The sequence below is a fragment of the Streptomyces sp. NPDC034670 genome (assembly GCF_055574875.1).
In genome coordinates this window covers 37,564-62,386 of the sequence record NZ_JBVITR010000001.1, presented here as the reverse complement: position 1 = coordinate 62,386, position 24,823 = coordinate 37,564, and the positions used below count along the sequence as shown (strand labels likewise).

The 24,823-nt window shown below is 74.1% G+C and carries 17 protein-coding genes; 6 read left to right on the top strand and 11 right to left on the bottom strand.

Annotated elements, in window-relative coordinates; genetic code table 11:
* Positions 1-2 precede the first annotated feature (2 nt).
* Both ACZ56B_RS00275 and rsgA read right to left on the bottom strand, forming a co-directional pair.
* Positions 3-1,397: an AlkA N-terminal domain-containing protein gene (locus ACZ56B_RS00275; RefSeq protein ID WP_468784708.1), complete on the bottom strand. Its 1,395-nt coding sequence runs from the start codon at positions 1,395-1,397 to the stop codon at positions 3-5.
* A gap of 127 nt (positions 1,398-1,524) precedes the next feature.
* Positions 1,525-2,628: a ribosome small subunit-dependent GTPase A gene (gene rsgA, locus ACZ56B_RS00270; protein WP_468784707.1), complete on the bottom strand. Its 1,104-nt coding sequence runs from the start codon at positions 2,626-2,628 to the stop codon at positions 1,525-1,527.
* 234 nt (positions 2,629-2,862) lie between these two features.
* Here rsgA and ACZ56B_RS00265 point away from each other — a divergent pair, with 234 nt between their 5' ends.
* Both ACZ56B_RS00265 and ACZ56B_RS00260 read left to right on the top strand, forming a co-directional pair.
* Positions 2,863-3,348, top strand: a complete 486-nt coding sequence (locus ACZ56B_RS00265; RefSeq protein ID WP_468784706.1) for an effector-associated constant component EACC1 — start codon at positions 2,863-2,865, stop codon at positions 3,346-3,348.
* Between the two features lie 14 nt (positions 3,349-3,362).
* Positions 3,363-8,651, top strand: coding sequence for a caspase, EACC1-associated type (locus ACZ56B_RS00260; protein WP_468784705.1), 5,289 nt, complete (start codon positions 3,363-3,365; stop codon positions 8,649-8,651).
* 358 nt (positions 8,652-9,009) lie between these two features.
* Here ACZ56B_RS00260 and ACZ56B_RS00255 read toward each other — a convergent pair whose 3' ends face one another.
* Together ACZ56B_RS00255 and ACZ56B_RS00250 are read right to left on the bottom strand one after the other, a co-directional pair.
* Positions 9,010-10,548, bottom strand: a complete 1,539-nt coding sequence (locus ACZ56B_RS00255) for a cellulose binding domain-containing protein (RefSeq protein ID WP_468784704.1) — start codon at positions 10,546-10,548, stop codon at positions 9,010-9,012.
* A gap of 250 nt (positions 10,549-10,798) precedes the next feature.
* A complete protein-coding gene (locus ACZ56B_RS00250) occupies positions 10,799-12,118 on the bottom strand; it encodes a radical SAM protein (protein ID WP_468784703.1) in 1,320 nt (439 codons plus the stop codon).
* Between the two features lie 219 nt (positions 12,119-12,337).
* Here ACZ56B_RS00250 and ACZ56B_RS00245 point away from each other — a divergent pair, with 219 nt between their 5' ends.
* Entirely contained in the window at positions 12,338-13,594 is a 1,257-nt protein-coding gene (locus ACZ56B_RS00245) for a D-arabinono-1,4-lactone oxidase (RefSeq protein ID WP_468784702.1), read from the top strand.
* A 77-nt stretch (positions 13,595-13,671) separates the two neighbouring features.
* Here ACZ56B_RS00245 and ACZ56B_RS00240 read toward each other — a convergent pair whose 3' ends face one another.
* Together ACZ56B_RS00240 and ACZ56B_RS00235 are read right to left on the bottom strand one after the other, a co-directional pair.
* Positions 13,672-14,202 carry a hypothetical protein gene (locus ACZ56B_RS00240; protein ID WP_468784701.1) on the bottom strand — a complete coding sequence of 177 codons (531 nt, stop codon included), beginning with the start codon at positions 14,200-14,202 and terminating at the stop codon, positions 13,672-13,674.
* Positions 14,184-15,917: a PHP domain-containing protein gene (locus tag ACZ56B_RS00235; RefSeq protein WP_468784700.1), complete on the bottom strand. Its 1,734-nt coding sequence runs from the start codon at positions 15,915-15,917 to the stop codon at positions 14,184-14,186. Before ACZ56B_RS00235 ends, ACZ56B_RS00240 begins: the two co-directional genes overlap by 19 nt.
* A gap of 653 nt (positions 15,918-16,570) precedes the next feature.
* On the opposite strand from ACZ56B_RS00235, the gene ACZ56B_RS00230 reads away from it, so the two are divergent.
* Both ACZ56B_RS00230 and ACZ56B_RS00225 read left to right on the top strand, forming a co-directional pair.
* A complete protein-coding gene (locus tag ACZ56B_RS00230) occupies positions 16,571-17,095 on the top strand; it encodes a gluconokinase (protein WP_468784699.1) in 525 nt (174 codons plus the stop codon).
* Between the two features lie 83 nt (positions 17,096-17,178).
* Positions 17,179-18,261: a PP2C family protein-serine/threonine phosphatase gene (locus ACZ56B_RS00225; RefSeq protein ID WP_468784698.1), complete on the top strand. Its 1,083-nt coding sequence runs from the start codon at positions 17,179-17,181 to the stop codon at positions 18,259-18,261.
* Positions 18,262-18,297: 36 nt separating this feature from the next.
* Here ACZ56B_RS00225 and ACZ56B_RS00220 read toward each other — a convergent pair whose 3' ends face one another.
* Genes ACZ56B_RS00220 through ACZ56B_RS00210 form a run of 3 tightly spaced genes read right to left on the bottom strand, consistent with a single transcriptional unit; the run spans position 18,298 to position 21,988 of the window.
* Entirely contained in the window at positions 18,298-19,734 is a 1,437-nt protein-coding gene (locus ACZ56B_RS00220; protein ID WP_468784697.1) for a sugar porter family MFS transporter, read from the bottom strand.
* Positions 19,731-21,143, bottom strand: a complete 1,413-nt coding sequence (locus ACZ56B_RS00215; protein WP_468784696.1) for a glucose-6-phosphate dehydrogenase — start codon at positions 21,141-21,143, stop codon at positions 19,731-19,733. Before ACZ56B_RS00215 ends, ACZ56B_RS00220 begins: the two co-directional genes overlap by 4 nt.
* On the bottom strand, positions 21,140-21,988 hold the full coding sequence (locus ACZ56B_RS00210; protein ID WP_468784695.1) for an SMP-30/gluconolactonase/LRE family protein: 849 nt from the start codon (positions 21,986-21,988) through the stop codon (positions 21,140-21,142). The genes ACZ56B_RS00215 and ACZ56B_RS00210 overlap by 4 nt, the downstream gene beginning before the upstream one ends.
* Positions 21,989-22,131: 143 nt before the next feature.
* Here ACZ56B_RS00210 and ACZ56B_RS00205 point away from each other — a divergent pair, with 143 nt between their 5' ends.
* On the top strand, positions 22,132-23,301 hold the full coding sequence (locus tag ACZ56B_RS00205; protein WP_468784694.1) for an FUSC family protein: 1,170 nt from the start codon (positions 22,132-22,134) through the stop codon (positions 23,299-23,301).
* Between the two features lie 268 nt (positions 23,302-23,569).
* On the opposite strand, the gene ACZ56B_RS00200 is transcribed toward ACZ56B_RS00205, so the two are convergent.
* The gene (locus ACZ56B_RS00200; RefSeq protein ID WP_468784693.1) at positions 23,570-24,403 is read right to left on the bottom strand and encodes a class II glutamine amidotransferase; all 834 of its coding nucleotides are present in this window, start codon (positions 24,401-24,403) and stop codon (positions 23,570-23,572) included.
* A 57-nt stretch (positions 24,404-24,460) separates the two neighbouring features.
* Positions 24,461-24,682 carry a hypothetical protein gene (locus tag ACZ56B_RS00195; protein ID WP_468784692.1) on the bottom strand — a complete coding sequence of 74 codons (222 nt, stop codon included), beginning with the start codon at positions 24,680-24,682 and terminating at the stop codon, positions 24,461-24,463.
* Positions 24,683-24,823: the final 141 nt, after the last annotated feature.

The window sequence follows — 24,823 nt, the reverse complement described above, 5'->3', positions numbered from 1 at the left end:
CGTTACTCCAACTCCCCTGCGGCGCGCAGGTGGTTCAGGGCGTAGGCGCGCCAGGGGCGCCAGCCGTCGGGAACGCCGGGGCCGGGCGGGGCCGCGTCCGGGTCGCCGAGGGCACGGGCGCGGATCCCGGCGATCGTACGGGCGTCCAGGCCGGGGACGGCGGCCAGGGCGTCCTGGGCGGCGTCCCGGTCGGCGCCGGGACCGAGGTGGAGGGCGCCGTCGGCGAGGGCGGCGGTGAGCGCGCCCAGGGTGCCGCCGGGCTCGGCCTCGGCGAGGACGCCCGGTTCGGGGAAGAGGTGGGTGAGGCTGCCGCAGGGGGCGTCGAGGGCCTTGCCGTACCGCTGGACCAGCCGGGCGGCCTCGCCGGGGCCCACCAGGAGGCGCACCGCCAGTTCCTCCGGGTCGGCGGCCCCCGGCGAGCGCAGTCCGGGCCGGGCGGCGACCAGCGGGGCGAGCCGGGGGTCGGCGCCGAGCCGTTCGTCGACCGCGTAGGGGTCGGCGTCCAGGTCGAACAGCCGCCGCAGCCGCTGGACGGCGGTGGTCAGGTCGCGGGGGTCGGTGAGGTGGATCCGGGCGTCGAGCCAGCCGCCGGGGTGGGCGCCCGGTCCGGTGCGCGCGGTGCCGGTGCGCTCGTGGACGGCGGCGATGCCGGTGCCGTAGGGGAGCCGCAGCGTGCGCCGGTAGGTACGGGCGCCCGGGGGGCCGCTCACCTCCTCGACGCCCGGGACGGCCTCGCGTTCCAGCAGGTCGAAGACGGGTCCTGCCGGGTAGGGGCCGCGGTGGGCGAGCCGCAGGGGGATCCCGGCGGAGGGGGTGGCGGTGCGCGCCCGGCCCCGGTGGGGCGCGGCGGCCCGCAGCTCACTGGGGGTGGCGGCGTACACGGCCCGGACGGTGTCGTTGAACTGCCGCACGCTGGCGAATCCGGCGGCGAAGGCGATCCGGGTGACCGGGAGCCCGGTGGTCTGGAGCAGGACGCGCGCGGCGTGCGCCCGCTGTGCCCGGGCGAGCGCGACGGGGCCGGCGCCGAGCTCGCCGGTGAGCTGCCGCTGCACCTGGCGGGCGCTGTAGCCGAGCCGTGCGGCGAGTCCGGCGACGCCCTCGCGGTCGACCACGCCGTCGGCGATCAGCCGCACGGCCCGGCCCACGACGTCGGCCCGCACGTTCCACTCGGCGGAGCCGGGGACGGCGTCCGGACGGCACCGCCGGCAGGCCCGGAAGCCGGCGCCCTGCGCGGCGGCGGCGGTCGCGAAGAACCGCACGTTGCGCCGCTTCGGCGTGACCGCGGGGCAGCTGGGCCGGCAGTAGATCCCGGTCGTCTCCACGGCGAAGAAGAACGCCCCGTCGAACCGGGCGTCGCGGCTGCGCACCGCTTCGTACCTGCTGTCCTCGTCCTTCACACCGTCCAGTCTCCACCGCCCGGGGCGCCCCGGCTGGCGGGAATCGGACACGGAGTCGTCGGGCACGGGGCCGGGAGGAGGGGGCCGGGGAGCGGGGGCGCTCCCTCCCGGGACCGCCCCCGCCCGGCTACTTCCAGCGCCCGCGCTTGGCCTCCATCGCCGCCCTGCCCTCGGCGCCCTTGCGCTTCCAGTCCTTGCGGATCTCCGCGCGGAGCCTCGCGTCGGTCTTGGCGACGATGCGCTGGTTCTCCCGCAGCAGCTTGCGGTAGCTCTCCAGACGGCGCTGCGGGAGGGCCCCGGTCCCGACGGCGTCGAGGACCGCGCAGCCCGGTTCGCTCCCGTGGGCGCAGTCGTGGAAGCGGCAGCCCGCCGCGAGTTCCTCGATCTCGGAGAACACCTGGCCGACGCCGGTGCCGGCGTCCCACAGGCCGACGCCCCGCAGGCCGGGCGTGTCGATGAGGACTCCCCCGCCGGGCAGCGCCAGCAGGTTGCGGGTGGTCGTGGTGTGGCGGCCCTTGCCGTCGACGTCCCGGATGGCCCGCACGTCCATCACGTCCTCGCCGAGCAGCGCGTTGGCGAGGGTGGACTTGCCGGCGCCGGACTGCCCGAGCAGCACCGACGTGCCGCCGGCGACGACCGCCTCGAGGACGTCCAGCCCGGCCCCTTCCCGGGCGCTGACGGTGAGCACCGGCACGCCCGGCGCGCTGGTCTCCACGTCCTGGACGAGGTGCGCCCGGGTCGCCGCGTCCGGCACCAGGTCGGCCTTGGTGAGCACGACCACCGGCTGCGCCCCGGACTCCCAGGCGAGCGCGAGGAACCGCTCGATGCGGGCCAGGTCGAGTTCGACGGCGAGCGAGACGGCCACGACGGCGTGGTCGACGTTGGCGGCGAGGATCTGTCCCTCGGACCGCTTGGAGGAGGTGGAGCGCACGAAGGCGGTGCGGCGCGGCAGGTACGCCCGCACGTAGCGCGGGGTGCCCTCCGGTTCGACGGCGACCCAGTCGCCCGTGCACACGACCCGCAGGGGGTCGTGCGGGGTGACGAAGGCGGTGTCGGCGCGCAGGGTCCCGGCGGCGGTGACGACGTCGCACCGGCCGCGGTCGACCCGGACGACCCGGCCGGGCAGCAGGCCCTGCGCGCCGTACGGGGCGAACGCGTCCGCCCAGGCGTCGTCCCAGCCGTAGGGGGTCAGGGCGTGCGACGGAGAGGTCCGCGGAGAGGAGAGGTTCAAGGGAAACCCTTCGACGAGGGCGGCCCCGGCTGCGCGCACGGGCGCGGAAGAAAGGGAAGTCAGCCGGAGACCGGGGAGGTGGACGGGACGAACGTCTGGATGCGGGCAGCGCCCTGCGCAAAGACAGCCATCGGTCACACCTCCCGAAAACCTCGACTCGAACGAACAGCACCCCTTCACGGAGCGCTTCGCCAACGCGGCACAGCCTAGAGCCGCCGACGATCGGACGCCATCATGTTTTTCGCGCCCGGCGCCGAAGGGTCACCGCCGGTCTCACGCGCAGCGCGCTTCCGGCCGCTCGCCGGTAGGCCAACCCGTTACCATCGTCGTCTGTTCCCGCACCGACTGAGGGGGTCCGTGATGCGCGTCCACTTGCAAAGCGACGGGGACGAACGAGCCTTGGTGGAGCTTCAGAGCTGGCTGGCCCGCGATCCGAAGGCGCGACAACTGTCCGTCACTCCGGTCTCCACGCCGGGACCCACCATGGGCGCGCTGGACGCCCTGGAGATCATCCTGGGGTCCGCCGGTGACATCGCGAACTTCGCCGTCGGTTACGCCGGTTGGCGGCTCGCGCGAGCTCACGGTGGGAACCGGGGTGCGCGCACGCTGACCTTCGGGGGCACCACGGTCGACATCAGTCATCTCACCCCGGAGCAACTGGCGGATCTCCTGCGCCGACTGGAGACCGGAGACGCGAGCGACGACGCCGCCCGGGCATGACCGAGGGGGCAGCCTTGTCGTCCCGAGCGGTGTTCTTCGCTGTCCATGACTACCAGGAGCTCCCCAAGCTCGAAGGCGTCGCCAAGAACGTCCCCGCACTGCTTGACCAGCTCGCCGACCCGGAGATGCACGCGCTCAGCCGGGAGGACTGCAACGTCCTCACCGCTGACAGCACGCAGAGCGAGTTCCTCGATGCGGTGTACACCGCTGCCGAAGAGGCCACCGACCTCCTCCTCGTCTACTACGCCGGGCACGGCCACTATGCCAAGGACGGCCAGGACCTGCTGCTCACCGAGAAGCGGTTCAGCCACAGGAGAGACTTCTACTCGGTTGCGTACAGCAAGATCAGGGAGGCCGTCGAGGAGTCCCCGGCCCAGCGCAAAGTCGTCATCATCGACTGCTGTCACAGCGGGCTCGCCGTACGGATGGGGACGGACCCCGCCGAGGAGAAGGCGACGTTCGCCATCGAAGGCGCCTGCGTTCTCGCTTCGGCCGCCGGGACCGAGAAGTCGTTGTGCCTCCCCGACGGCAGCGTGTTCACCCTCGCGCTGGTGGACGTGCTCAAGCAGGGCATCACAGGACCGCTGGACAGCCAGGGCCGCCGGGGCGAGGAGCAGAGCCACCTCCTGACCGGCGACATCCTGCGGGTCGTCAGAGACCGCCTGGCCGGACGGGTCGAGGGCGGGATCGCGGTACCCGAACCGCGTATCGCCTGCAGCGGGGAAGGCTTCCGGATCCCACTCGCACGCAATCGGGCGTACACCCGCGAGAAGCCGAAGGCCGCCACTGCGGCCGGTGCCGCCGGTCGGCAGCAGCCGTCCGCCGGCTACACGCCGACCTCGGTGGTCCCCCAGGAACACTTCATCGAAGGGCTCGGCGGGTTCAGACGGAACCTCGTCCCCGAGTGCCTTCCCTACGTGTCACCCGGGCAGGACCACGCGACCGAGCGGTCTCGGCTTTTCCGCCGCCTGCGTGAGTCCGACGACCGCGGCGTACTGCTGATCGGCGCGGCCGGTACCGGCAAGACCCGCACGGTCCTCGAGGTGGGCCAAGTGGCGCTGGACGAGGGCTGGCGCGTGTTGCACTTACGCCCCGGCGGGAAGGAACCCGTCACCACGGCGCTCATCCACCAGGTCATGGCCGAGGATTCCCCGGCCCTGGTGATGATGGACTACCTCAACCACTACTTCGAAGAGGATCCCCCGCTCGACCTGGCCGTTCTCCGGCACCAGCTCCTGCCGGAGGCACAGCGCAGGGGAATCAGGGTCGCCTTCCTGGCCACGGCGCGCCCCGGGTGGCTGCGCCAGTCGACCGGTCTGCACCTGTACGAGCTCTTCGACGAGATCGAGCTGCGGCAGGACGAGGAGTTCCAGCGGCTCGTCGCACAGCGAGCGCTGGCCAGGCTGGCACCCACCGCGATCGAGCGGTTGGGCATGGACCGGATGTGGGAGATCTGCGGCCACCGGCCCATCATCGCGCTCCTGGTCGCCCGCGAGGTGGAGCGCCGGTTCGTCGGCGGCGGTCTGCGGGACCTCTCCGGTCTACGGGCCAGTGGTGAGCTGTCCTCCTGGCTCAGGAGCCGACTGGAGGAGGACGGCCTCACGGTCCTTCTGAGCCAGGGGGGCCGTCACGAGGCGACCGCGTTCCGCCAGGCCTCGGCGTCCGAGCTGCTGGTGGCCGCCGCGGCCGCGGCGGCAGCCTGTCCGCAGGGGTACGACGACGTGGTCGCGGCCGCCCAGGCGGCGCTGCCCCGGCCCTCCGAGGACACTCCGAACGCGGAGGAGGTGGTGGCGACCCTGCTCGACATGGGCTGGCTGCAGCGCGAAGGCTCAGCGGACATGCTGGCCACCGCCCACGACATCGTCTGTGACCAGCTCGTCGAATCGGTTGTCCTCCCTGCCGGGTCACGGAGCCCGGACCGGCGGCGGACCCTGTCCTTGCTGGGCGGTTCTCTCACCGCACCCCGAACGCTCGGACGCTACGCGACGAGCCTCTCCCGGTTGATGAACGACCTGCCGCCGCAGTCCGGGGAGGCGGTGTCGGATCTCCTCGACCGGTGGTTCTCGGACAACTCCGCGGTGATCGGCGACGTCATGCGGCACGACGCGGACGCGGGCGGCTACGCCCTCGGGGCGCTCGTCACCGGGCCGCCTTGGTCCGAGGCGGCCGTGCGGAACTGGCGCGACATCGCCGGTCCCTGGCTCGAGGAGTACGGTGACCAGGTCGATGCCCGGCACTTGCTGCACAGCGGCCTGTCGCGCCTGCCCGCCGAAAGCGCCGCCCTGCTCGTCCCGGACGCACTGCGCTGGCTCGAGCTGCACGGTGCGCGGCAGGAAGCCAGGTACGTCCTGGGCCCGCTCCTCGGCCGTAAGGAACTCGAGGCCGATCTCAAGCCGTCCCTGGAAAACGCGATCGGCTGGCTGAACCTCCACGGGGAGTCCCCGGAAGCCCATTACGTCCTGAGTGGCCTCGTCGCCCGTGAAGACCTCAACGTCCGGCAGACCCGCAGGGCCGTCCTGGCCGCCCTGCGGTGGTGCGAGCGGTCGACGGCCGCGCGGCAGACCGGAGCGGTCCTCCACTCCCTCCTGGGCCGGGAAGACCTGACCGACGCCGAACTGCACGGCGCGATCGCGGCGGCGCACGCATGGGTGAGCGACCACATCACCCTCGAAAACTCGTCAAGGGTCCTGTTGGCTCTGCTGGAACATCCCCGTTTGCCACGCGAGGAGGGCCCCTACGCCGCCACGCTGGCGCTCGAGTGGCTGGAGCACCACGGGGACACGCGGCGCGCCAGCCGGGTACTGCACTCGGTGCTGGGCGTACGGAGAGCAGGAAGACCACAGATTCGGCAAGCGCTCGCCCACGCCGTCGCATGGCTGGAGTCGTATGCCACGGAGACAAAAGCCGACTTCCTGATCGGCCGACTGCTCGAGCGCTACGACCTGACGCCCGAGGAACGGGAGACGGTGATCGGGTTCGCAGGTCAATGGCTGAGCATCCACGCGGCGAAGAGCGACGCCGACTTCCTGATCCGCCGGCTGCTCGAGCGCTACGACCTCGCCACCGAGGAGCGGGACCTCGTCTTCGGATTCGGGGTCCGGTGGCTTGACGGTCACGCGCCCGAGCAGGGGGCCAGCTTCCTCCTTTCCAAGATGCTGCCCCGGCGCGACCTCACTTACGAGGCGGCCCGGTCGGCCATAGGACAGGCGACGTCCTGGCTGGAGATCCACGGGCACGAGGAGACAGCCGGCTTCGTACTGCAGCACCTGCTCGAGCGGGAGGACGTTCCCGCCTACGAAGTCCGGCGGGCCGCCGCCTTCGCCAACGCATGGCTGTCGAAGCACAAGGACGTCAAGGACGCCAGCTTCGTCCTGCCCGCCCTCCTGGCCCGGCCCGACCTCACCGACGAGGAAGCGGGACAGGCCATGGCCTCGACGATGTCCTGGCTGCGCGTGCACGGCCTCGTCGACTTCGCGGACCGCGTCCTGAGGCCGCTTCTGCTCCGCGCCGACCTCCCGCCCGAACGGTTGCGGTCCGCCGTCCACTGCACGCGGGAATGGCTGGAGCAGCATCGGGAAGAGAGAAGTGCGGGCTACCTGCTCGGCACGCTCCTCGCACGCGACGACCTCACGGCGGAGGAAGCCTCAGCCGCCGTGGAAGAGGGCCTGACGTGGCTCGCGCGGTACTGCCCGGGGCCGGGGACCCACGCCCTTGTGCCGGAACTGCTCAGGCGGGCCGACCTCTCGCCCGAGCAGCGCATGCGGACCACCGCGTTCGCCGATGACTGGGAGCGGCAGGACATCCCCACCCGGACGGAGGCCCAGGAAATCCGGAAAGGACTCCTGGGAAGCACGACGCGTGCCGGCGAGGAGAGGCGAGCGGAGCTCCTGGCCGGGGTGGGGTGGCTCGAGGAGAACGCCGTGCGGGCGGGAGCCTTCCCCGCGTTGACCGCCGTGCTGGAGCATCCCATGCTGCGGCAGTCCGAGTCGGCGGCGGAACTCACCGGGAGAGCCATCGGCTCGGCCCTGATCTGGCTGGAGAGGCACTGGGCAGAGGTCACCGCCACCTATGTGATCCAGGCACTGCTGAAGGCACCCGAGGTAACGGACGAGCAGCTCGGCGTGGTGGCTGCCTGCAGCCTGCGGTGGCTTCTGAAGTACGAGAAACAGCTGTCCGCCTTCCATGTGATCGAGCTCCTTCTCTCTCACCCCGCTCTGGACGCAGCACTGCTCGACGACGCCGCCCTTCTGGCCCTCGGCTGGCTTCGGCACTGTGGAACGGAGCGCGAGGCGGGTTTCGTCCTGGAGAAACTGCTGAAGCGCGTCGGCCTCGTGGATGCGCGGGTGCGGGACACCGTGGCCTTCGCCCACGCCTGGTTGGCCGGTCACGGCTCGAAGCCGGAGGCGGGCAACGTCCTCAGACCCTTGCTGGCCCGGGACGATCTGACGGACGCCGAGTGGGAGTGGGTTGCCACGCGGACGAAGGACTGGCTGCGGAAGCACGGGACCAGCCGTGTGGCACAACGCGTCCTGATCATGTTCGCCGGGCACCGCCGGGTCGGAGCTGCCGACCTCGACGAAGTGATGGGCACGGCTGTCGCCTGGCTGGAGAACCACAAGCACGCACCGAACGTGCACCGCACGGTGCGGTCGCTGTTCGAACCGGCGGATCTGAGCGAGGCCCAGATCAGGAAGCTGGCCGGCTTCGGACTGCGGTGGATCTCCCAGCAGAAGACGGTCAGGGCCTGGCGGATGCTGGGCGTTCTCGCCGAGCGTTCGGACTTGCCGGCCGACCAGGCCGCTGAGGTCGAATCGCTGGTGGCCACCCGGGTGTCGGCAGACCCCACCGCGTTCGACGTCACTTTCGTGCTGGAGCCTCGCCTGACGCGTACGGACGTCACTCTGGCACAGCGCACGAAGGCGATTTCCTGGTCGTTCCTGTGGCTGGAACGCAACATGCCCGAATGGCGGTCCCTCTTCCTCCTCAGGTCCCTTCTCCCCCTGCAGGAACTCTCGGCGGCCGAGAAACGCCGGGTGATGCACTGGTCGTTCGAGTGGCTGGAGCACTTCACCGACGGCACTGCCGAGACGTTCGCGGAGCGGAACGCCGAAGCGGTGCTCAGCCCGCTCCTTTCGCAGGACCTGGACGAGACGCAGTCGCGCAGGCTCGAGGTTTACCTCCCACAGCGGCGGACGCCGTCGAGCGAGCCGTCCGCCGCTGATTCGTCGGCACCGGTGTTTCCCACGGCGCGGACTTCGGGGGAGGTGGCCGAACGTTGTCCCATGACTGCTGGTCATGGGTGACGTACCCGGTCGCTCGAGCCGGCTCGGCCGAAAAGGTGAACGCACCCCGCGCGTGGTCCCGTGGCATTCGTTCGTCGACCACCGGCGTTGTCGGTGTCCCGGGACACGGTGCGGAGCGACGGGCCGGACGGAGATCGTGATCGAGTGGCCGGTGTCCCGGGGGGGGTCCATGCCCTCTGACGAGGCTGCCTCTCCCGGCCGACCGGTCCCGGTCGGCCGGGAGACCTCGGAGGGCGTTGCCCCCGAGCCGGGCCGCAGACGGTGACGGAGCTCGATTCCGACGACCGGCCGGCGGGCGGTCCCTGTCGTGAAGCGCCGGGCGCCCGGTCCGGAGGGCACGGCCGCGCGGCGCTCCGCGTCACGCCTTCGCGCAGGGGCGGCCGTCGAGGGTGAAGTCGGACGGCGGGGAGTTGGCGCCGCGCCAGGAGCCGAGGAAGCCGAAGGCGACCTTCCCGCCGGCGGGGACCTTCCTGTTGTAGTCGGCGGCGGTGACGGTGACGCGGGGGCCGTCCTGCCGCACGGTGGCGTCCCAGATCTGGCGGATCCGCTGGCCGTCCCGGAAGGAGAAGCCGACCCGCCAGGAGTCGAGGGGGTGGTGGGTGGTGACGGTGACGGTGGCCTGGAAGCCGTCGGACCACTGGTCGGCCAGGTCGTAGGCGACCCGGCAGGGGGGCGGCTCGCCGGGGCCGGCGGTCCCGGGCGCGGCGGTGGCGGTGGACGTGGAGGTGCCCTGGGGTTCGGGGGCGGGCTCGTCCCGGTCCGGTGTGCGCCGCGCGGGCGGCTCCGGGGAGCCGGAGGGGGCGGACGTGGAGGTGCCCTGGGGTTCGGGGGCGGAGGGGGTGGGCGCCGCGGCCGGGGCGGGGGGCAGGGACGGGCCGGGGCCGGTCGCCGGCCGCCGGTCGGTGCCGGGGTCCGCGGCGCTCTCGGCGTCCGTGCCCCCGAACGGCATCAGCGAGACCGCGAGCGCGAGCGCGGAGACCAGGACGGCGGCCGCCAGCAGGCCGTTGCGGGCGAGGCGTGCCCCGGCCGTGCCGTCCGCCGGGTCACCGTGCTCCGGGTCGCCGTGCTCCGGTTCGGTGCCGTCCCGGTGTCCGGTCCCGAGCCGCACCTCGGCGGCCCGGCGGCGGCGCTCCAGGTAGGCGAGGCCGCCCCAGCCGATCACCCCGCCGGCCAGCGCTCCGGGCAGTCCCCCCTCGTGCAGCCGCAGGCAGGCCGCGGCCTCGGCGCACGGCGCGCAGGTGGCGAGGTGCCGGGAAAGGTCACCGGAGACCCCGGGGGTGTCGGAGGCGGGCGAGCGGGTGACGGCGTCGAGCAGCCGGGCGTAGCCGCGGCACTCGGCGGCCATCGGGGAGTCGAGGTGGTTGCGCCGGCAGCGGTCCCGGAACACCCCCCTCACCTGGGCGAGTTCCTCGGCCGCGGTGTCGGGGGCGATACCGAGCCGGCGGGCCACCAGGGGCAGCGGCAGGGCCTCCACCTCGGCCAGCCACAGCAGTTCGGCGTCCGTCTGCTGCAGGTCGCGCAGTCCGCGCAGGGCGACCGGGCGTTCCAGGGGCGGGCCCGTGTAGCGGGCGGCCCGGTCGGAGTGGAGCCACAGCCGCAGGTCGGGATCGAGCCGGTGCCCCTGCCCCGCCTCCTCCCAGGCCGCCGCCGTGCCGCGAACGGCGGTCAGCAGCAGGGGTATCCGGGGCAGCCGGGAGGAGCGGCGGCCGGTGCCGCGGACGGTGCCCGCCTCGGCGGCGCGGATCTCCCGTATGCCCCGGGCGAACGCCTCGCGGGCCAGCTGTGCGGCGGCGGCGGACCCGGACGTGCACAGGTCGGCGTAGGAGAGCACCGCGTCCCAGCACTCGGAGAACAGCACCGCCTCGGTGGCGTCCTGGGGGCTCGGCAGGTCGGGCATGGGTCTCCTGCATCACGAACGAGGCAACTCGCCATACCAATGGTGGAGTTGGGGAAACCTCGCGGCAGGGGACGAGCCTTTCACGTTCCCGGCGCACCTGACAAGCGCCGTCTTCGCCCGGTATGACGCGGTGGTCCGCGTCCCTCGCCGGACCACACGCGGGGAAGGCCGGGGCGTCCTGGCCCCGGCCTTCCCGTGCTCCCGCGCGGTCCTCACGGGCGCCCGCGCGCCCGTCCTTCCGCTCCCGTCCTCACACCTCGGCCGGCTCCTGCGCCGGGAGGCTGTCCATGAAGGAGCTGACGGAGAACACCGCGCGGCCGGGTCCGGGCGGGCCGTAGCCGGGGGGCGAGGACAGGCCGAAGTCGTCCATGGTGGCGCGGTAGGCCTCCAGGAGCCGGATGTGGTACTCCAGCGGGGCGCCCTGCGGGTTGGCCTTGCCGAGCGGGGTGGTCGGCTCCGGGCACCAGGTGGTGAACCGGGGCGTGATGCCGTGCGACATGAAGAAGCGCAGGCCCTCGGTGGTGGACGCGATGGCCTCGTCGACCGTCTTGAAGCCGAAGGGCTCGGCCATCTCCACGCCCGCCACGAAGTTGGGGATCACGTTGCGCGCGCCGAAGACGTCGGCGGAGTCGAGGATGCGCCGGTGCCACTCGTCGCGGCCGACGTAGCGCTCCTTGCCGGGGCAGTACATCTTGAACAGGTACTCGTCCCACACCTCGTAGTTGGGGTGGTAGATCTGCACGCCGTAGTCCTTGAAGCGCTGCACGTCCTCCTTGGGCAGCGCCTGGGCGACGACCTTGCCGATCCAGCGGCCGGGGAAGCGCTCCTCGATGGCCTTGGCGTAGTGGCCGTAGAAGTCGGCCTCGTCGCGACCGGAGACGGTCTTGGTGATGGCGCCGCCGGTGAGGGTGTAGGCGGTGGAGGCCTTCGCCGTGTCGTAGCGGTCGATGATCTCCAGGGCCTCGAGGACCTCCTCGACGTCCTTCACCCCGGTGTAGGGCCGGCCGGCCGCCTTGTGCTGGCGCCAGTTGTGGTTGATGTCGCAGTACTGGCACTCCTCCTTGGCGCCGAAGTACTGGCAGACCCGGAACACGGTCAGGTAGATCAGGTAGCCCCACTGGATGGTGGGCGCCACCTCCATGACCGACTTCCCGTTGGAGAGGGTGTGCCGGTAGTACTCCGGCATCGGCGGCACCCCGACGTCGGCGATGCGCCTGCCGTCGAGGTAGAGGCCGAGCACGCCGTCCTCGTTCGCGGCGACGCGGTACGGCGAGGAGGGGTTCACCCGGACCGAGACGACGGTGCGGCGCAGGTCGTAGGGGCCGCCGGTGAGGATGATCTCCTCCGGCGGGCGCCTCAGCGCGGCTTCGCCCAGCTCGGGCAGGGTGCCGTGGTCGAAGGAGAAGATGAAGTACGACTTCGGCTTGACCTCGCCGTCCTCGTTGTCGCTGAGGGCGGACGGGTCGAAGGCCACGCCGCCCCGGAGCAGGTCCTCCTTGAAGACGGCCTCCCGCGGTACGTGCGGGAACCGCTCCATCAGATCCTCGACCAGCGCGGTACGGCTGCCCATCTAGTGTCTCCTCCCGGCTCGGACGTACGACTCCTCACGGTATGCCCCCGCCCGGACGTCCGGCGTGCCGGGTCCCCCCACGTGGCGCGCGCCACTCCCGCGCGCCGGCGGGGAGGGCGCCCCCGGCCGGCGGCCGGACCGGCTGTTCACGGGGGCGGGGGCGCGGGATAGGTTCCGGCGGGGCCCGTTTTCCGGTCCCGCTCCCGGGGAGGACGACCGATGACCGAGACCGTGACCAACTGGGCGGGCAACATCACCTACACCGCCAGGGAGGTGCGCCGCCCGCGCACCCCGGACGAACTGCGCGCGCTGGTCGCCGGGAGCCCCCGGGTGCGGGTCCTGGGCAGCGGGCACTCCTTCAACCGGATCGCCGACCCCGGCGAGGACGGCGTGCTGCTGTCACTCGACGCGCTGCCCCCGCGGATCGACGTGGACACGACGGCCCGGACGGTGCGGGTCGGCGGCGGGGTGCGGTACGCGGAGCTGGCCCGGCGGGTGCACGCGCACGGGCTGGCGCTGGCGAACATGGCGTCGCTGCCGCACATCTCGGTCGCCGGGTCGGTGGCGACCGGCACGCACGGCTCCGGGGTCGGCAACGGTCCGCTCTCCTCGGCCGTGCGCGAGGTGGAGCTGGTCACGGCGGACGGCTCGGCGGTGCGCGTCGGCCGGGAGGACCGGGCCCGGTTCGGCGGGGCGGTCACCGCGCTGGGCGCGCTCGGGGTGGTCACCGCGCTCACCCTGGACCTGGAGCCGGCCTACGAGGTCGAGCAGCGCGTCTTCACCGAGCTGCCGCTCGACGTGCTCGACGCGGAGACGTTCGGGGCGGTGACGGCGGCGGCGTACAGCGTGAGCCTGTTCACCGACTGGCGTTCCCCCGGCTTCCGCCAGGTGTGGCTCAAGCACCGCACCGACCGGCCGCTCCGGCCGTTCCCGTGGGCGGCGCCCGCCACCGCGAAGATGCACCCGGTGCCGGGCATGCCCGCCGTGAACTGCACCGAGCAGTTCGGCGTGCCCGGGCCGTGGCACGAGCGGCTGCCGCACTTCCGGGCGGAGTTCACCCCGAGCAGCGGGGCGGAGCTGCAGTCGGAGTACCTGCTGCCGCGGGACCGCGCCGTCGACGCGCTGCACGCGCTGGACGGGATCCGGGAGACGGTCGCCCCCGTCCTGCAGACCTGCGAGGTGCGCACCGTCGCCGCCGACGACCAGTGGCTCAGCCCCGCCTCCGGCCGGGACAGCGTGGCCGTCCACTTCACCTGGGTCGAGGACACCGGGGCGGTGCTGCCCGTGGTGCGCCGGGTGGAGGAGGCGCTGGCGCCGTTCGGGGCGCGGCCGCACTGGGGGAAGGTGTTCACCGTGCCGCCGGCCCGGCTGCGCGCCCGCTACCCCCGGCTGGACGACTTCCGGAGGCTGGCCCGCGCGCTGGACCCGTCGGGCGTGTTCGCCAACGCCTTCGTCCGGGACCTGCTGGACGGCTGAGCCGGCCGCTCCCGCCCCGGGGAGCACGGCCGGGGCGCCCGCACCGGATCCCCGCCGGCGCGGGCACCCGCCGCCGCTCAGTGGCCGGCGCAGCAGGGCGTGGGGTCCGGGGCCTCGAAGGGCACCAGGGCGCCGCCCGCGGCCGGGGTGGCGGCGAGGACGAGTTCGTCCCGCTGCCACTGCGGCCGCACGTGGTCCCGGGTCACCAGGCGGGTCCCGGGGTCGGGGCGGCCGGGTGCGCCGAGGACGGCCACCCGGTCGATCGCGGAGCCGGCGACCAGCTCCGCGACCGTCAGGGTGCCGGTGAGGGACGGGGCGCCCGGGTAGAGCACCGCGCGCCCCGCCGCGTCGGGCAGCCCCGGGCGGACGGCCTCGTACCCCGCCTCCGCGAGCCGGTCCCGTACGGCGTCCAGGAGCGGCCGCGAGGGCAGGGACAGCGAGACCACGACGCGCGGGCGGTCCCCGCGCACGAGGTGCGTGCACCCGAACGTGCCGTCCGGCAGGGCGAGTCCGGCGGCCAGCCCGTGGAGCAGGTGGTCCGCCGCGCGCAGGTCCCTCACCCCCGCGTCCACGGTGACGGCGTGCGGCGTCACGAGGGCAGCACCCACACGGGGTTGGAGTAGAACCACAGGTCGCGCCACGGGTCGGCGTCGCCGACGACGTCGAGGGCGGGGCCCGCCGGGTCCACCTCGGCGCCCATCGCGCCGACGGCGGACCGGTTGCCGTCGGTGCCGCGCAGCCGGACGTACTGCGGGCGGTCGACGCGGCCGAGGTCGAAGGTGAGGCGGACGGTTCCGGCGGACTGGCCGACGTCGTAGGACCGGACGACCTTCGCGGTGGGCGCGGTGAAGGTGTCCCGGTCGGCGGCCGGGCCGGTCACCTCGCCCCGGATGACGTCCACGCGGGCCAGCTCGGGCACGAAACCGGCCCAGTTGGGGCCGCCGGCGAGCGCCACGTCGGCGGTCAGCGTGACCCTGGTGCCCTTCTTGACGTGCAGCGCGCCGCCGAGCGTGGCCCAGCGTCCGCCGCCGGACACCCGGACGTCGAGGCCGCTGACGAGCTGGCCGTGGTCGACCCAGACGCGGCCGGCGCGGATGCCGTCCATGACGGCGGCGTAGGAGAAGCCGTCGGCCCCGACGTGGGTGCGGCTGTACTGGCCGGGCCAGTAGTCGCCCTGGGTGAGGTCGATCCCGCCGCCGTAGACGGGGTCGGGGTACCTGCCGTCGGTGGCGAAGTCGCCGCCGGGGCCGCGCACCGCGGTGTCGGCGTAGACCTGGTGGGAGTCGGAGTTGGCGGTGATCCACCAGGGGCGGCCCTCGGCGAGGAGGCTGTCCCACAGGCCGCCGACGGTGGCGGTCATCCAGTCGAAGCCGCCCCAGGTGCGGTAGCTCTCCAGGGGGTAGCCCGGGAAGGAGTTGGCGCCGGGGCTGTTGTCGTAGATGCCGCGGGCGCGGCCCATGCCGAGCGGCCGGGGCAGACCGGCGGCCTGGTGGCCGGGGGCGCCCTCGAAGCCGACGGCGATCTGCCGGCCGGTGCCGTTCGCGTCGCGCCAGGCGCGGATCTCGTGCGGGGAGTCGACCCCGCGCCGCGCCGGGTGGTTGGCGAGCATCAGGGCGTCCTGGACCCTGCGCCGTCCGACCTGCTCGGCGAGGAAGGTGAGGCCGGCGACGGCGAGCGCCTCGTTGGCAGGGGTGGAGTCGGAGGCGCCCTTGACGCTGCCGTCGTAGTCGGTCTCGAACTGCTTGAGGACGGCGACCTCGTTGCGGCCGGGGTGGACGAAGACGGTCCCGTGCTCGGCGGCCGGGATGTTCCACTCCAGGCCCTGGAAGACGAGGGTGTCCGGGTGGGCGGCGCGGGCCCGTCTGATGTCCGGGTTGACCTTCTCCACGCCGATCCTCGCGTGGGTGGCGCTGCCGTGGTCGGTGATGACCAGCCAGTCCATGCCGTGCCGGGCGCCCTGGCGGACCTGGTCGACGACGCGGTACTTGCCGTCGCTGCTGTACTGGGTGTGGATGTGGTGGTCGCCGGCGAGCCACAGGAAGCCCTTGCCGCGACGGCCGCCGCCCGCGGCGTGCGCGGGGGTGCCGGCGCCCGCGGCGTGCGCGGGGGTGTCGGCGCCCGCGGGCAGCACGCTGCCGGCCGCGAGTCCCGCGCCCAGCAGGCCCGCGCGGCGCAGCAGCGCGCGGCGGGACCTCTGCTCGGGGCCGAGTGCCTCGTCGGGCACGGAGGGGTCGAAGGCGGCGGGCAGGGGCCCCGCCGTCCCGTGCCCGTGATCGTGTCCGTGGGAGTGGTGGTGCGGCCCGTGTGCGTGCCCGTGACCCATGCGAAGTGCCTCCTGGATGCCGCGCTTCGGTGCGGCTGCCGTCCGCGGCGCGACCGCGCCGCGTGTGGAGGATCAACGCGGCGGATGAACGCCGAACCGCCCGCAGGTGAGCGGCGCGTGCCCCGCAGACGGCGGCTCGTCCGCACCCGCCGGGCGGGCCGCCGCCTTCCCGGTCCCCGGCTCCCCTCCCGAGGGCCCGCGCGCCCCGCGCCGGACTCCCACCGCACCCCGCCCCGTCACGGCCGGTGCCGGCCCGGACGGCGGGGCGGGGTGCGGGGACGTCACGCCGTCCGCGCCGGCCCGGCGCCTCGGCGTGGCGGAGGCGCGCCCGTGCGCGCACGGGCGCGGCCCGCGGGACCCGCACGCCCGTACGGCGCTGCTCGCGGGCGGCGGGACGACCGGCCGGACCGCGGCGGCGGCCGCCGGGCGGGCGGACCGGGCACGGCGCACGGGCCGCGGGTCCCGTCCGGCCCGGGCCCGGCCGGCGGGACCGGGGGCCTTCCCGGAGCGGCCGGCCCCGGTCCCGCCGGAGGGCACCCGGTGGGCGGCTCCGGGCCTGCCGGAACCCCGATTCCCTGAGACGATCGGGGCATGGCACCTCCGTCCCCTCCCGTGCCCCCGGCGTCCGGCGCCCGCCGGAGCGGGGAGGACACATGAGCAGCCCCCGGGTCGTGGTGGTCATGGGGGTCACGGGCACCGGCAAGACCACCGTCGGCGTCCTGCTCGCGGCCCGGTTCGAGGTCCCCTACGCCGAGGGCGACGACTTCCACCCGCGGAGCAGCATCGCCAAGATGTCGGCCGGCGACCCGCTCACCGACGAGGACCGCGGGCCCTGGCTGGACGCCATCGGCGCCTGGGCGCGCGAACGGGCGGGGCTCGGCGGAGTGATCAGCGGTTCGGCACTGAGGAGGGCCTACCGCGACCGGGTGCGGGCCGCGGCTCCCGGCATCGTGTTCGCGCACCTCACGGGCGACCGCGCGCTCATCGAGGAGCGGCTGGCCCGCCGTCAGGGGCACTTCATGCCCACGGCGCTGCTCGACTCCCAGCTCGCCGCGCTCCAGCCGCTGGAGCCGGACGAGGCGGGAGTCACGGTGGACGTGTCGGGTACTCCCGAGGAGATCACCGACCGCGTCGTGGACGCGCTGCGCGAGCTGGAGCGGTCCTCCGCCGCGCGGTAGGGCACGGCGGGCGCCGCTCCCGCGGCGGCCCCCGGGCTCCGGTTCCCGAAGACCCCGCCGGACGATCACCCCAGGGACACGGAATGCACAACGGCCGCAGGGAAGAGACGCGGACGGGCCGGTGGCTCCGCTGGCTGCCCGCCGCGGTGATCGGGAGCGCGTTCCTCATCGACCTGTTCGCCCTGAGGAACGTCAATGTGTTCCCCCTGCTCGCGGCCGCCCCCGGAACGGCCGCACCGGTGCTCTCCCTGCGCGGGACCGTCGCCACCGGGGTGGCGGCGAACCTCGCGGGGCTCGCCCTGGTGCACCTGGAGCGGGAGCCGACCAGCGCCGACCTCGTCCCGTTCGTCAGCCTGATCCTCCTCACCGCCGTCGCGGCGGTCTCCAACGTGCTGCTGACCCGCGACCGGCGGCAGCTGAGGACGAGCCGCGAGGTGGCGGCGGCGGTGCAGCGCGCGGTGCTCCCGGATCCGCCGCGCCGGGTGGGACGGCTGGCCGTGGCCTCCCGGTACGAGGTCGCCCACCGGGAGGCCGCCATCGGAGGGGACCTCTTCGCGGTGCACGACACGCCCCACGGCGTCCGGATCCTCCTGGCGGACGTGCGCGGCAAGGGGGTCGAGGCGATCCGCACGGTCAACGTCCTGCTCGGCGCCTTCCGCGAGGCCGGCGACCACCAGCCGGACCTGCCGGGCGTCGTCCGGCAGCTGGAGATCCGGATGCAGGCGATCATCGCGCAGGCGACCGGGGCGGAGGCCGAGTCGTTCGCCACGGCCGTCGTCGCGGAGCTGCCCCCGGACCGCTCCGAGCTGCGCGTCGCCAACCGGGGCCACTCCGCGCCGCTGCTGGTCCACGACGGCAAGGCGAGCCCGCTGGAGCCGGCCGTGCCGTCGCTTCCCCTGGGCCTGGACGTGCTCGGCGACGGTCACGACGTCCCGGTCGACCGGTTCGACCTGCCCGTTGGAGCCGTCCTGGTGCTGTTCACCGACGGCATCGACGAGGCCCGCGACGCGGACGGCGTCTTCTTCGACCCCGTGCCGTTGCTGTCCCGGCCCTTCCCGCCCGATCCGGACGTGGTGCTCGACACCCTCCTCGCCGCCGTCTTCCGGCACACCGGGGGAAGGCTCCAGGACGACGCCGCCCTCCTCGCCGTCACCCTGGAGGAGTAGGGCCTTTCGTCTGGACCGGGCCGGGCGCGCGGGAGGTCACCGTGTCGGCACGTTCCACCGCCGGTGGAGGTCCTCCCCCACCTCGTCGACGTGCCGGCCGCGCGTCTCGGGGACCCGGGTGGCGACGAACGCCACACCGAGCACACAGATCACGGCGAAGATCCAGAACGTCGGCCCCTCCCCGATGGCCGAGATCAGGGGCAGGAACAGCAGGCTCACCACGAAGTTCGAGAGCCAGTTCACGGTCGCGCCCGATCCGGAACCCTCGGCGCGCTGGGCCGGGGGGAAGATCTCGCCGAGCAGCACCCAGAAGACCGGGCCCAGGCCGATCCCGAACGCCACGATGTACAGCATCATGAAGACGAGCATGAGCAGCGGGCTCAGGTCCACGGCGAACGCGACGCCCAGCATCGCGATGGAGACCGCCATGCCGGTGAGGGAGCCGAGCAGCAGGGGCCGGCGGCCGACCCGGTCGACGAGGCCGAGGGAGACCACGGTGACGATGACGTTGACGACGCCGATGAAGACCGAATAGTAGATCGCGTTCGAGGCGGACAGGCCGGCCTGGCCCATGATCGTCGGTGCGTAGTAGAGGATCGTGTTGATGCCGGAGAACTGCTGCAGCGCGGCGAGGATCAGGGCGACCAGGAGCGCGGGACGGACCGCCGGGACCAGCAGCGCCCGCACGCCCCCCGGCCCGTTCCCGGACCCGCCCCCGCGCTGCCCGCCGTCGCGGCCGGTGTCGGTGCCGGTGTCGTCGTAGCGCGAGACGACGAGGTCCGCGCCGCCCGGTTCGGTGACCCGGTCGAGCGTCCGGCGGGCCCGGTCCGTCTTCCCGTGGTTGATCTGCCACACCGGGGACTCGGGCAGCCACAGGCACACCAGGACCAGGAGCGCGGAGGGGACGCCGCCGACCCAGAACATCGCGCGCCACTGCTCGGACTCGGCGAAGGCCCAGTTCACGAGGTAGGAGGTGAGCAGGCCGATGGTGATGAGCAGTTGGTTGAGGCTGAGGACGCGGCCCCGGATCTGGGCCGGCGCCATCTCGCCGAGGTAGGTCGGCACCGTGGCCGACACCCCGCCGACGGCGAGACCCATGACGATGCGGCCGAGCAGCAGCGTCCAGTAGCCGGTGGCCACGGCGGCGATGACGATCCCGAGGAGGAACAGCGCCCCGAGGCCGCCCATGAGCGGCCGTCGCCCGTAGCGGTCCGCGAGCCTCCCGCTGACCAGCGCGCCGGCGACCGCGCCGAGCAGCAGGACGCTGACCACCGAGCTCTGTTCGAAGGAGTTCAGGTCGAACTCGTCGCGGATGAACAGCAGCGCGCCGGAGATGATCCCGGTGTCGAAGCCGAACAGGAAGCTGCCGATGGTGATGGCCACCGCCCAGCGGCGGACGATCCGGGAGCCCTTCGGCGTGAGCCGGACGAACCGGCTCTCCCTCGTCGGGCGGGTGTCCAGCGGTTCGCTCATGCCGTCCGCTCCTCCCAGGTCCCCGGACCGGTGCTGCCGGCCGGGTAGTCGTCGAGGGGGACGCGGCCGGCGCGCCAGGCGTCCAGCACCGGTTCGACGATGCGCCAGGACTCGACCGACATGTCGTCGCGCACCGACAGGGGCTTCTCGTCCTCCAGGACGCCCCGCAGCACCTCGCCGTACTCGAGCAGCTCGCCCGGGCTGAAGCTGGTGTCGAGCGTCACCGGGGAGACGGTGGTCGGGTCGCCCGGCCCGTTGATGTTGAGGTCCAGCTGGAGGCGGTGGGGGCCGATGCCGAGGCGCAGCCGGTTGTTGGGGACGGTGCCGACGAGCCCGGTCGGGACGTGCCGGGGGGCCCTGAACCGGAAGGCGACCTCCTGCCGGGGCGAGCCGATCGCCTTGCCCGAGCGGACGCGGAACGGCACGCCGGCCCACTGCCAGGTGTCGACGGCGAACACGACCTCGGCCAGGGTCTCGGTCTCCCGGGCGGGGTCGATGCCCGGTTCGTCGGCGTACGACGGGAGCGGGCGGCCGTCGACCGTGCCGGCGGTGTAGCGGGCGCGCCGGCTGAACCGTTCGGGGCGGTCGTCCCAGACGTGGGTGGCGCGCAGGACGTGTGCCTTGGCGTCCCGCACGTCGAGCGCGTCCAGCGTGCTCGGCGCGGGCATCGCCACCAGTGCCAGCACCTGGAGCAGGTGGCTCTGGATCATGTCGCGCAGGGCGCCCGTGGTGTCGTAGAAGCCGGCCCGGCCCTCGAGGCCGAGCGTCTCGTCGAACACGATGTCGACCGCTTCGACGTGTTCCGAGGTGAGCAGCGGTTCGACCACCCGGTTGGCGAACCGGACGCCCAGGATGTTCAGCACCGTCGACATGCCGAGGAAGTGGTCGACGCGGTGCACGTGGTCCTCGGGCACGAGGCCGTGCAGCAGGTCGTTCAGCGCGGCGGCGCCGGCCGCGTCGGTGCCGAAGGGCTTCTCCAGCACCAGGCGCGTCCCGTCCGGCACGCCGACCCGGGCCAGCGCCCGGCAGGCCTCGACGGTGACCGCCGGCGGCAGCGCGAAGTACAGCGTGAGGCGGCCGCGGCGGGACGCCAGCAGGCGGCGCAGGCCGTCCTCGTCGGTGGCGTCCGCGGCCAGGTAGCGCGCGTCGCGGACGACGGCGTCGACGGCCGGCCCGCTCGCCCCGCCCGCGGCGAACGCCCGCGCGACGAGCGTCCGCCACTCCTCGTCGCTCCCCTCGCCCCGGTCGCTGCCGACGAGGAGGAGGCCGGTCAGCGACGTGGCGGCGACGAGGTCGCCCAGTCCCGGCAGGAGCAGCCGTGCCGTCAGGTCGCCGCGTGCGCCGAGGACGACCAGCGTCTGGGTCCGCCCGTCGTCCGGGCCGGTCGCGGGGGCGTCGGCGGCGCTCATCCGGCGAACTCCCGCACGGGCCGGCCCCCGACCCCCGGGGTGCAGGCGAACAGCGCGCCCGCCTCGGGCTCGGTGCCGGGCTCGAGGTGCTCGCGCGAGGTGGTGATGAACAGCCGGCCGAGCCCGGGCCCGCCGAAGGTGCACGCCGTCACCTTGGTGACCGGCAGCTCCACGACCTCGTCGAGGGTGCCGTCCGGCGCGTACCGGCGCACCGAGCCGCCGCCGTACAGGGCGACCCACACGCCGCCCTCCGCGTCGACCGTCAGCCCGTCCGGGCCGCCGGCGCCGTCCGGCACGACGGCGAACGGGCGCCGTCCGCTCAGCCCTCCCCCGCGGTCGTAGTCGAAGACGTCGACGCGGCCCGTCGCGGTGTCGGCGTAGTACGCGCGGTCCCCGTCGGGGCTCCACTCGAGGCCGTTGGAGACCGTCACGGCGTCGAGGACGGTCGTCGTCGAGCCGTCCGGGTCCAGGCGGTGCAGGGAGCCGGCCCCCTCCCGGCCGTCGTAGGCCATGGAACCGCAGTAGAACCGCCCGTCGGGGTCGCAGCCCCCCTCGTTCATGCGTACGCGCTCGTCGCTCCACAGGGAATCCAAGAGGGTCACCGTTCCGTTCGGGTCCTCGAGGGCGAAGCCGCGTTCGACACCGAGCACGGCGCCCCCTCCTCGTCGGGGCCGGACCGCGGCGACGACGGTGTCGACGTGCCGCCGTGCCACGGTGTGGTCCGGGGCGAGCGACAGCACGTCGCCCGCCAGCATGTCCAGCCACCGCAGGCCGCCCCACGCGTCGGACCAGACCGGTCCCTCGGCGTGGTACGCGAGCGGCTCGGTGACCTGTTCCGCCCTCACCGTCCCCGCCTCCCTTCCGGTGCCTCCGGGACTTGCGGGGCTCCCGGGGCTTTCGGTGTTTCCGGTCGTTCCGGCGCGGGTGCGGTCCGCCGGAGCCGTCCGGCACCGGGTGGGCGCGGCGAGCGGGTGGCAGGATGAGGAAGATGAGCGCGCCGCGGTTCCGCAGGGTCCGTGCGGTGCCGCGCCGGGCGGCCGCCGGTCTCCGGGCCGCCGCCCGCCGGGTGGCGGCGGACGGCTGGCCGCTGCTGCAGGCGACCGCCAGTGCCACGGCGGCCTGGGGAGTGGCCCGCTACCTGCTCGACCACCCCGCCCCGTACTTCGCCCCCATCTCGGCGATGATCGCGCTGACCGCGAACCTCGGCGAACGCGGCCTGCACGCGGTCCGGCTGCTGCTGGGCGTGGTCCTGGGGCTCGTGGTCGGCGAGCTGGTGCTGTTCACCGTGGGGACCGGTCCGGGCTCGATGGCCCTCGGCGTCTTCGTCGCCCTCGTGGTCGCACGCGCCGCGAAGGGCTCGCAGGTCGTCGTCGTCCAGGCCGCCGTGAGCACCATTCTCGTGGTGGCGCTGGGAGACCAGTCGAACGGCGTCCAGCGCCTGGTGGACGTGCTGGTCGGCGCGGGCATCTCCCTGGTCTTCACCCAGCTCCTCTTCCCGCCGGAGCCCCTGGCCCTGCTGCGCCGCGCCGAGAAGGCGGCGCTCACCGCGATCGCCGGCGGCCTCGCCACCACCGCCGACGCCATCGCCCGCGACGACGACGCACTCGCCGAGCGCGCGGTCGACGAGCTCCGTGACGTCCAGGACCACGTGGCGGAGCTGCGCCGGGCCGGACGGGCCAGTACGGGCGTCGCCCGCAGGACGCTGGTGTGGCGGGGGACCGTCGTCGTGCGGGAGAGGGAGAACGCGGAGCACCTCGGCCTGCTGGGCGCCAACTGCTTCGCGCTCGCGCGTCTCGTCGCGTCGGCCGGCCCCGGCACCCGCGCCCGGTTCCGGCAGCCGGTGCGCGACCTGGCGGACGTCGTCGCCGCGCTGTCCCGCGGGCTCGGCGACCGCGAGGTGCGCCAGCGGGCCGCGGACCGCGCGCTGGAGCTCGCGACGCGGTTCGCCGCGGACGCCGGGCCGGCCGACTCGGACCGGTCCTACCTGGCCCACGGCCTGCGCATGGTCGCGACCGACCTCATCACGTTCGCCGGCGTCGACCTCGCCGACGCGATCGAGGCGGTCCGCGCGGGAGCGCTGGAGCAGCGCGTGCCGCCCGCCGCGTCGCCCGGCCGGTTCCTCGGCTGGCCCCGGTGGCTGCGGGACAGGGACCGCTAGCGGTCCGCCCGGAGCGGGCCGTCGGGCGGGGAGCCGCCGAACCGGAAGGCAGGGCTGCCCCCTGTCGTTCCTGATGGACATGGTGATCCCTGGACGAAGGGGAGGGACGGGCAGGCGGCGCGACCGCCTCCCTTCCGATGGTCCCCAACGCCCCGGCCCCGCGCATCTCCACCGACCGCCACCGGGACCGGCCCGGGGCCACGGCGGCCGGCCGGGTCCGCCCTCCGGTCCGGCGCGCCCCGGTGGACCGCCGGTGCGCCTGCCGGCCCTACGCCACCAGCGGCGTGAAGGGCATCAGCCGGTCCCCTTCGGGCTGGACGACGCCGTAGCTGCTCTCCGGGACCTCGTTCCAGACGCCGGGCAGGTCCCCCAGGGGCTCGGAGACGACGAGGCGGGTCTCGTCGGAGGCCTCGCGCAGGAACCCCAGGTCCGGGTGGAGGGAGCGCAGCGTCTCCACCCGCGTGCTGTAGAACAGCGAGCGCGACTTCCTCTCGCTCGAATAGCGGAACGTCCACAGCCGCCGCCCGTCGGCCACCGCGACCGTCATCTGCAGCGGGAACTCCACGCCGTGCTCGCGGCCGGTCCGCTCCACCAGTCCCGCCATCCGCGCCACCGCCCCCGGCGGGTCCTCCTCCAGGCCGAGGGTGAGGGCCAGGTAGAACATCATCTCGGAGTCCGTGGACCCCTCCATGTCGGGGAAGAGGTCCGGGGCGACGGCCAGGGCGAGGTCGCGCCGCAGGAGGGGGAAGCCGGCGATCGCGCCGTTGTGCATCCACATCCAGCGGCCGTGGCGGAAGGGATGGCAGTTGGTCTGCTGCACCGCCGAACCGGTCGACGCCCGGATGTGGGCGAAGAACAGCGGCGAGTGGACGTGGGAGGAGATCTCCCGCAGGTTGCGGTTGCTCCAGGCCGGCCCGATCTCCCGGTAGATCGCCGGGCTCTCCAGGTGCGGCCCGTACCAGCCGATCCCGAACCCGTCGCCGTTGGTGGTCTCGACGCCCATCTTGGCGTGCAGGCTCTGGTCGATCAGCGAGTGGGTCGGCCGGTAGAGGAGGTTGTCGAGCAGGGTGCTGGTGCCCGAGTAGGCGAGCCAACGGCACATGTCCACCGCCTTCCCGGTCCCGCCGCCGCGGTCGCGGCCGGCGCGGACCCTCTCCGGTCAGTCCCCCTCGCGGGCCGCGCCCGGCGCCGTGCGCCGCCCCAGCGCGAGCCGGGTCACGCGCGGCCAGTCCGGGGCCGCGCCGCCCCACCGGGTCCCCACGCGGTCGCGCGGGACGCGGACCCGCAGCGCCCCGGGCACGATCCGGCACACCACCGGCGCCGGCAGCAGCACGTGCTCCCCGTCCACACCGGCCGGGACGGTCGGCGCGTCCGCCTCCACGACCACCTCCCCGGCGGTGAGCCGCAGCAGACCGGCCGCGGGGGGGGGGGGGGGGGGGGGGGGGGGGGGGGGGGGGGGGGGGGGGGGGGGGGGTGGGGGGGGAGAGGGGGGGGAGTGCGGCAAAGCCCTCTGATCCCGTGT

What these genes read in the sequence shown, in the direction of transcription:
- ACZ56B_RS00235 (WP_468784700.1), bottom strand. Translation starts at nt 15,917, where the DNA reads ATGGGTCACGGGCACGCACACGGGCCGCACCACCACTCCCACGGACAC.
- ACZ56B_RS00205 (WP_468784694.1), top strand. Translation starts at nt 22,132, where the DNA reads ATGAGCGCGCCGCGGTTCCGCAGGGTCCGTGCGGTGCCGCGCCGGGCG.
- ACZ56B_RS00245 (WP_468784702.1), top strand. Translation starts at nt 12,338, where the DNA reads ATGACCGAGACCGTGACCAACTGGGCGGGCAACATCACCTACACCGCC.
- ACZ56B_RS00215 (WP_468784696.1), bottom strand. Translation starts at nt 21,143, where the DNA reads ATGAGCGCCGCCGACGCCCCCGCGACCGGCCCGGACGACGGGCGGACC.
- ACZ56B_RS00230 (WP_468784699.1), top strand. Translation starts at nt 16,571, where the DNA reads ATGAGCAGCCCCCGGGTCGTGGTGGTCATGGGGGTCACGGGCACCGGC.
- ACZ56B_RS00200 (WP_468784693.1), bottom strand. Translation starts at nt 24,403, where the DNA reads ATGTGCCGTTGGCTCGCCTACTCGGGCACCAGCACCCTGCTCGACAAC.
- ACZ56B_RS00225 (WP_468784698.1), top strand. Translation starts at nt 17,179, where the DNA reads ATGCACAACGGCCGCAGGGAAGAGACGCGGACGGGCCGGTGGCTCCGC.
- ACZ56B_RS00220 (WP_468784697.1), bottom strand. Translation starts at nt 19,734, where the DNA reads ATGAGCGAACCGCTGGACACCCGCCCGACGAGGGAGAGCCGGTTCGTC.
- ACZ56B_RS00255 (WP_468784704.1), bottom strand. Translation starts at nt 10,548, where the DNA reads ATGCCCGACCTGCCGAGCCCCCAGGACGCCACCGAGGCGGTGCTGTTC.
- ACZ56B_RS00250 (WP_468784703.1), bottom strand. Translation starts at nt 12,118, where the DNA reads ATGGGCAGCCGTACCGCGCTGGTCGAGGATCTGATGGAGCGGTTCCCG.
- ACZ56B_RS00265 (WP_468784706.1), top strand. Translation starts at nt 2,863, where the DNA reads ATGTTTTTCGCGCCCGGCGCCGAAGGGTCACCGCCGGTCTCACGCGCA.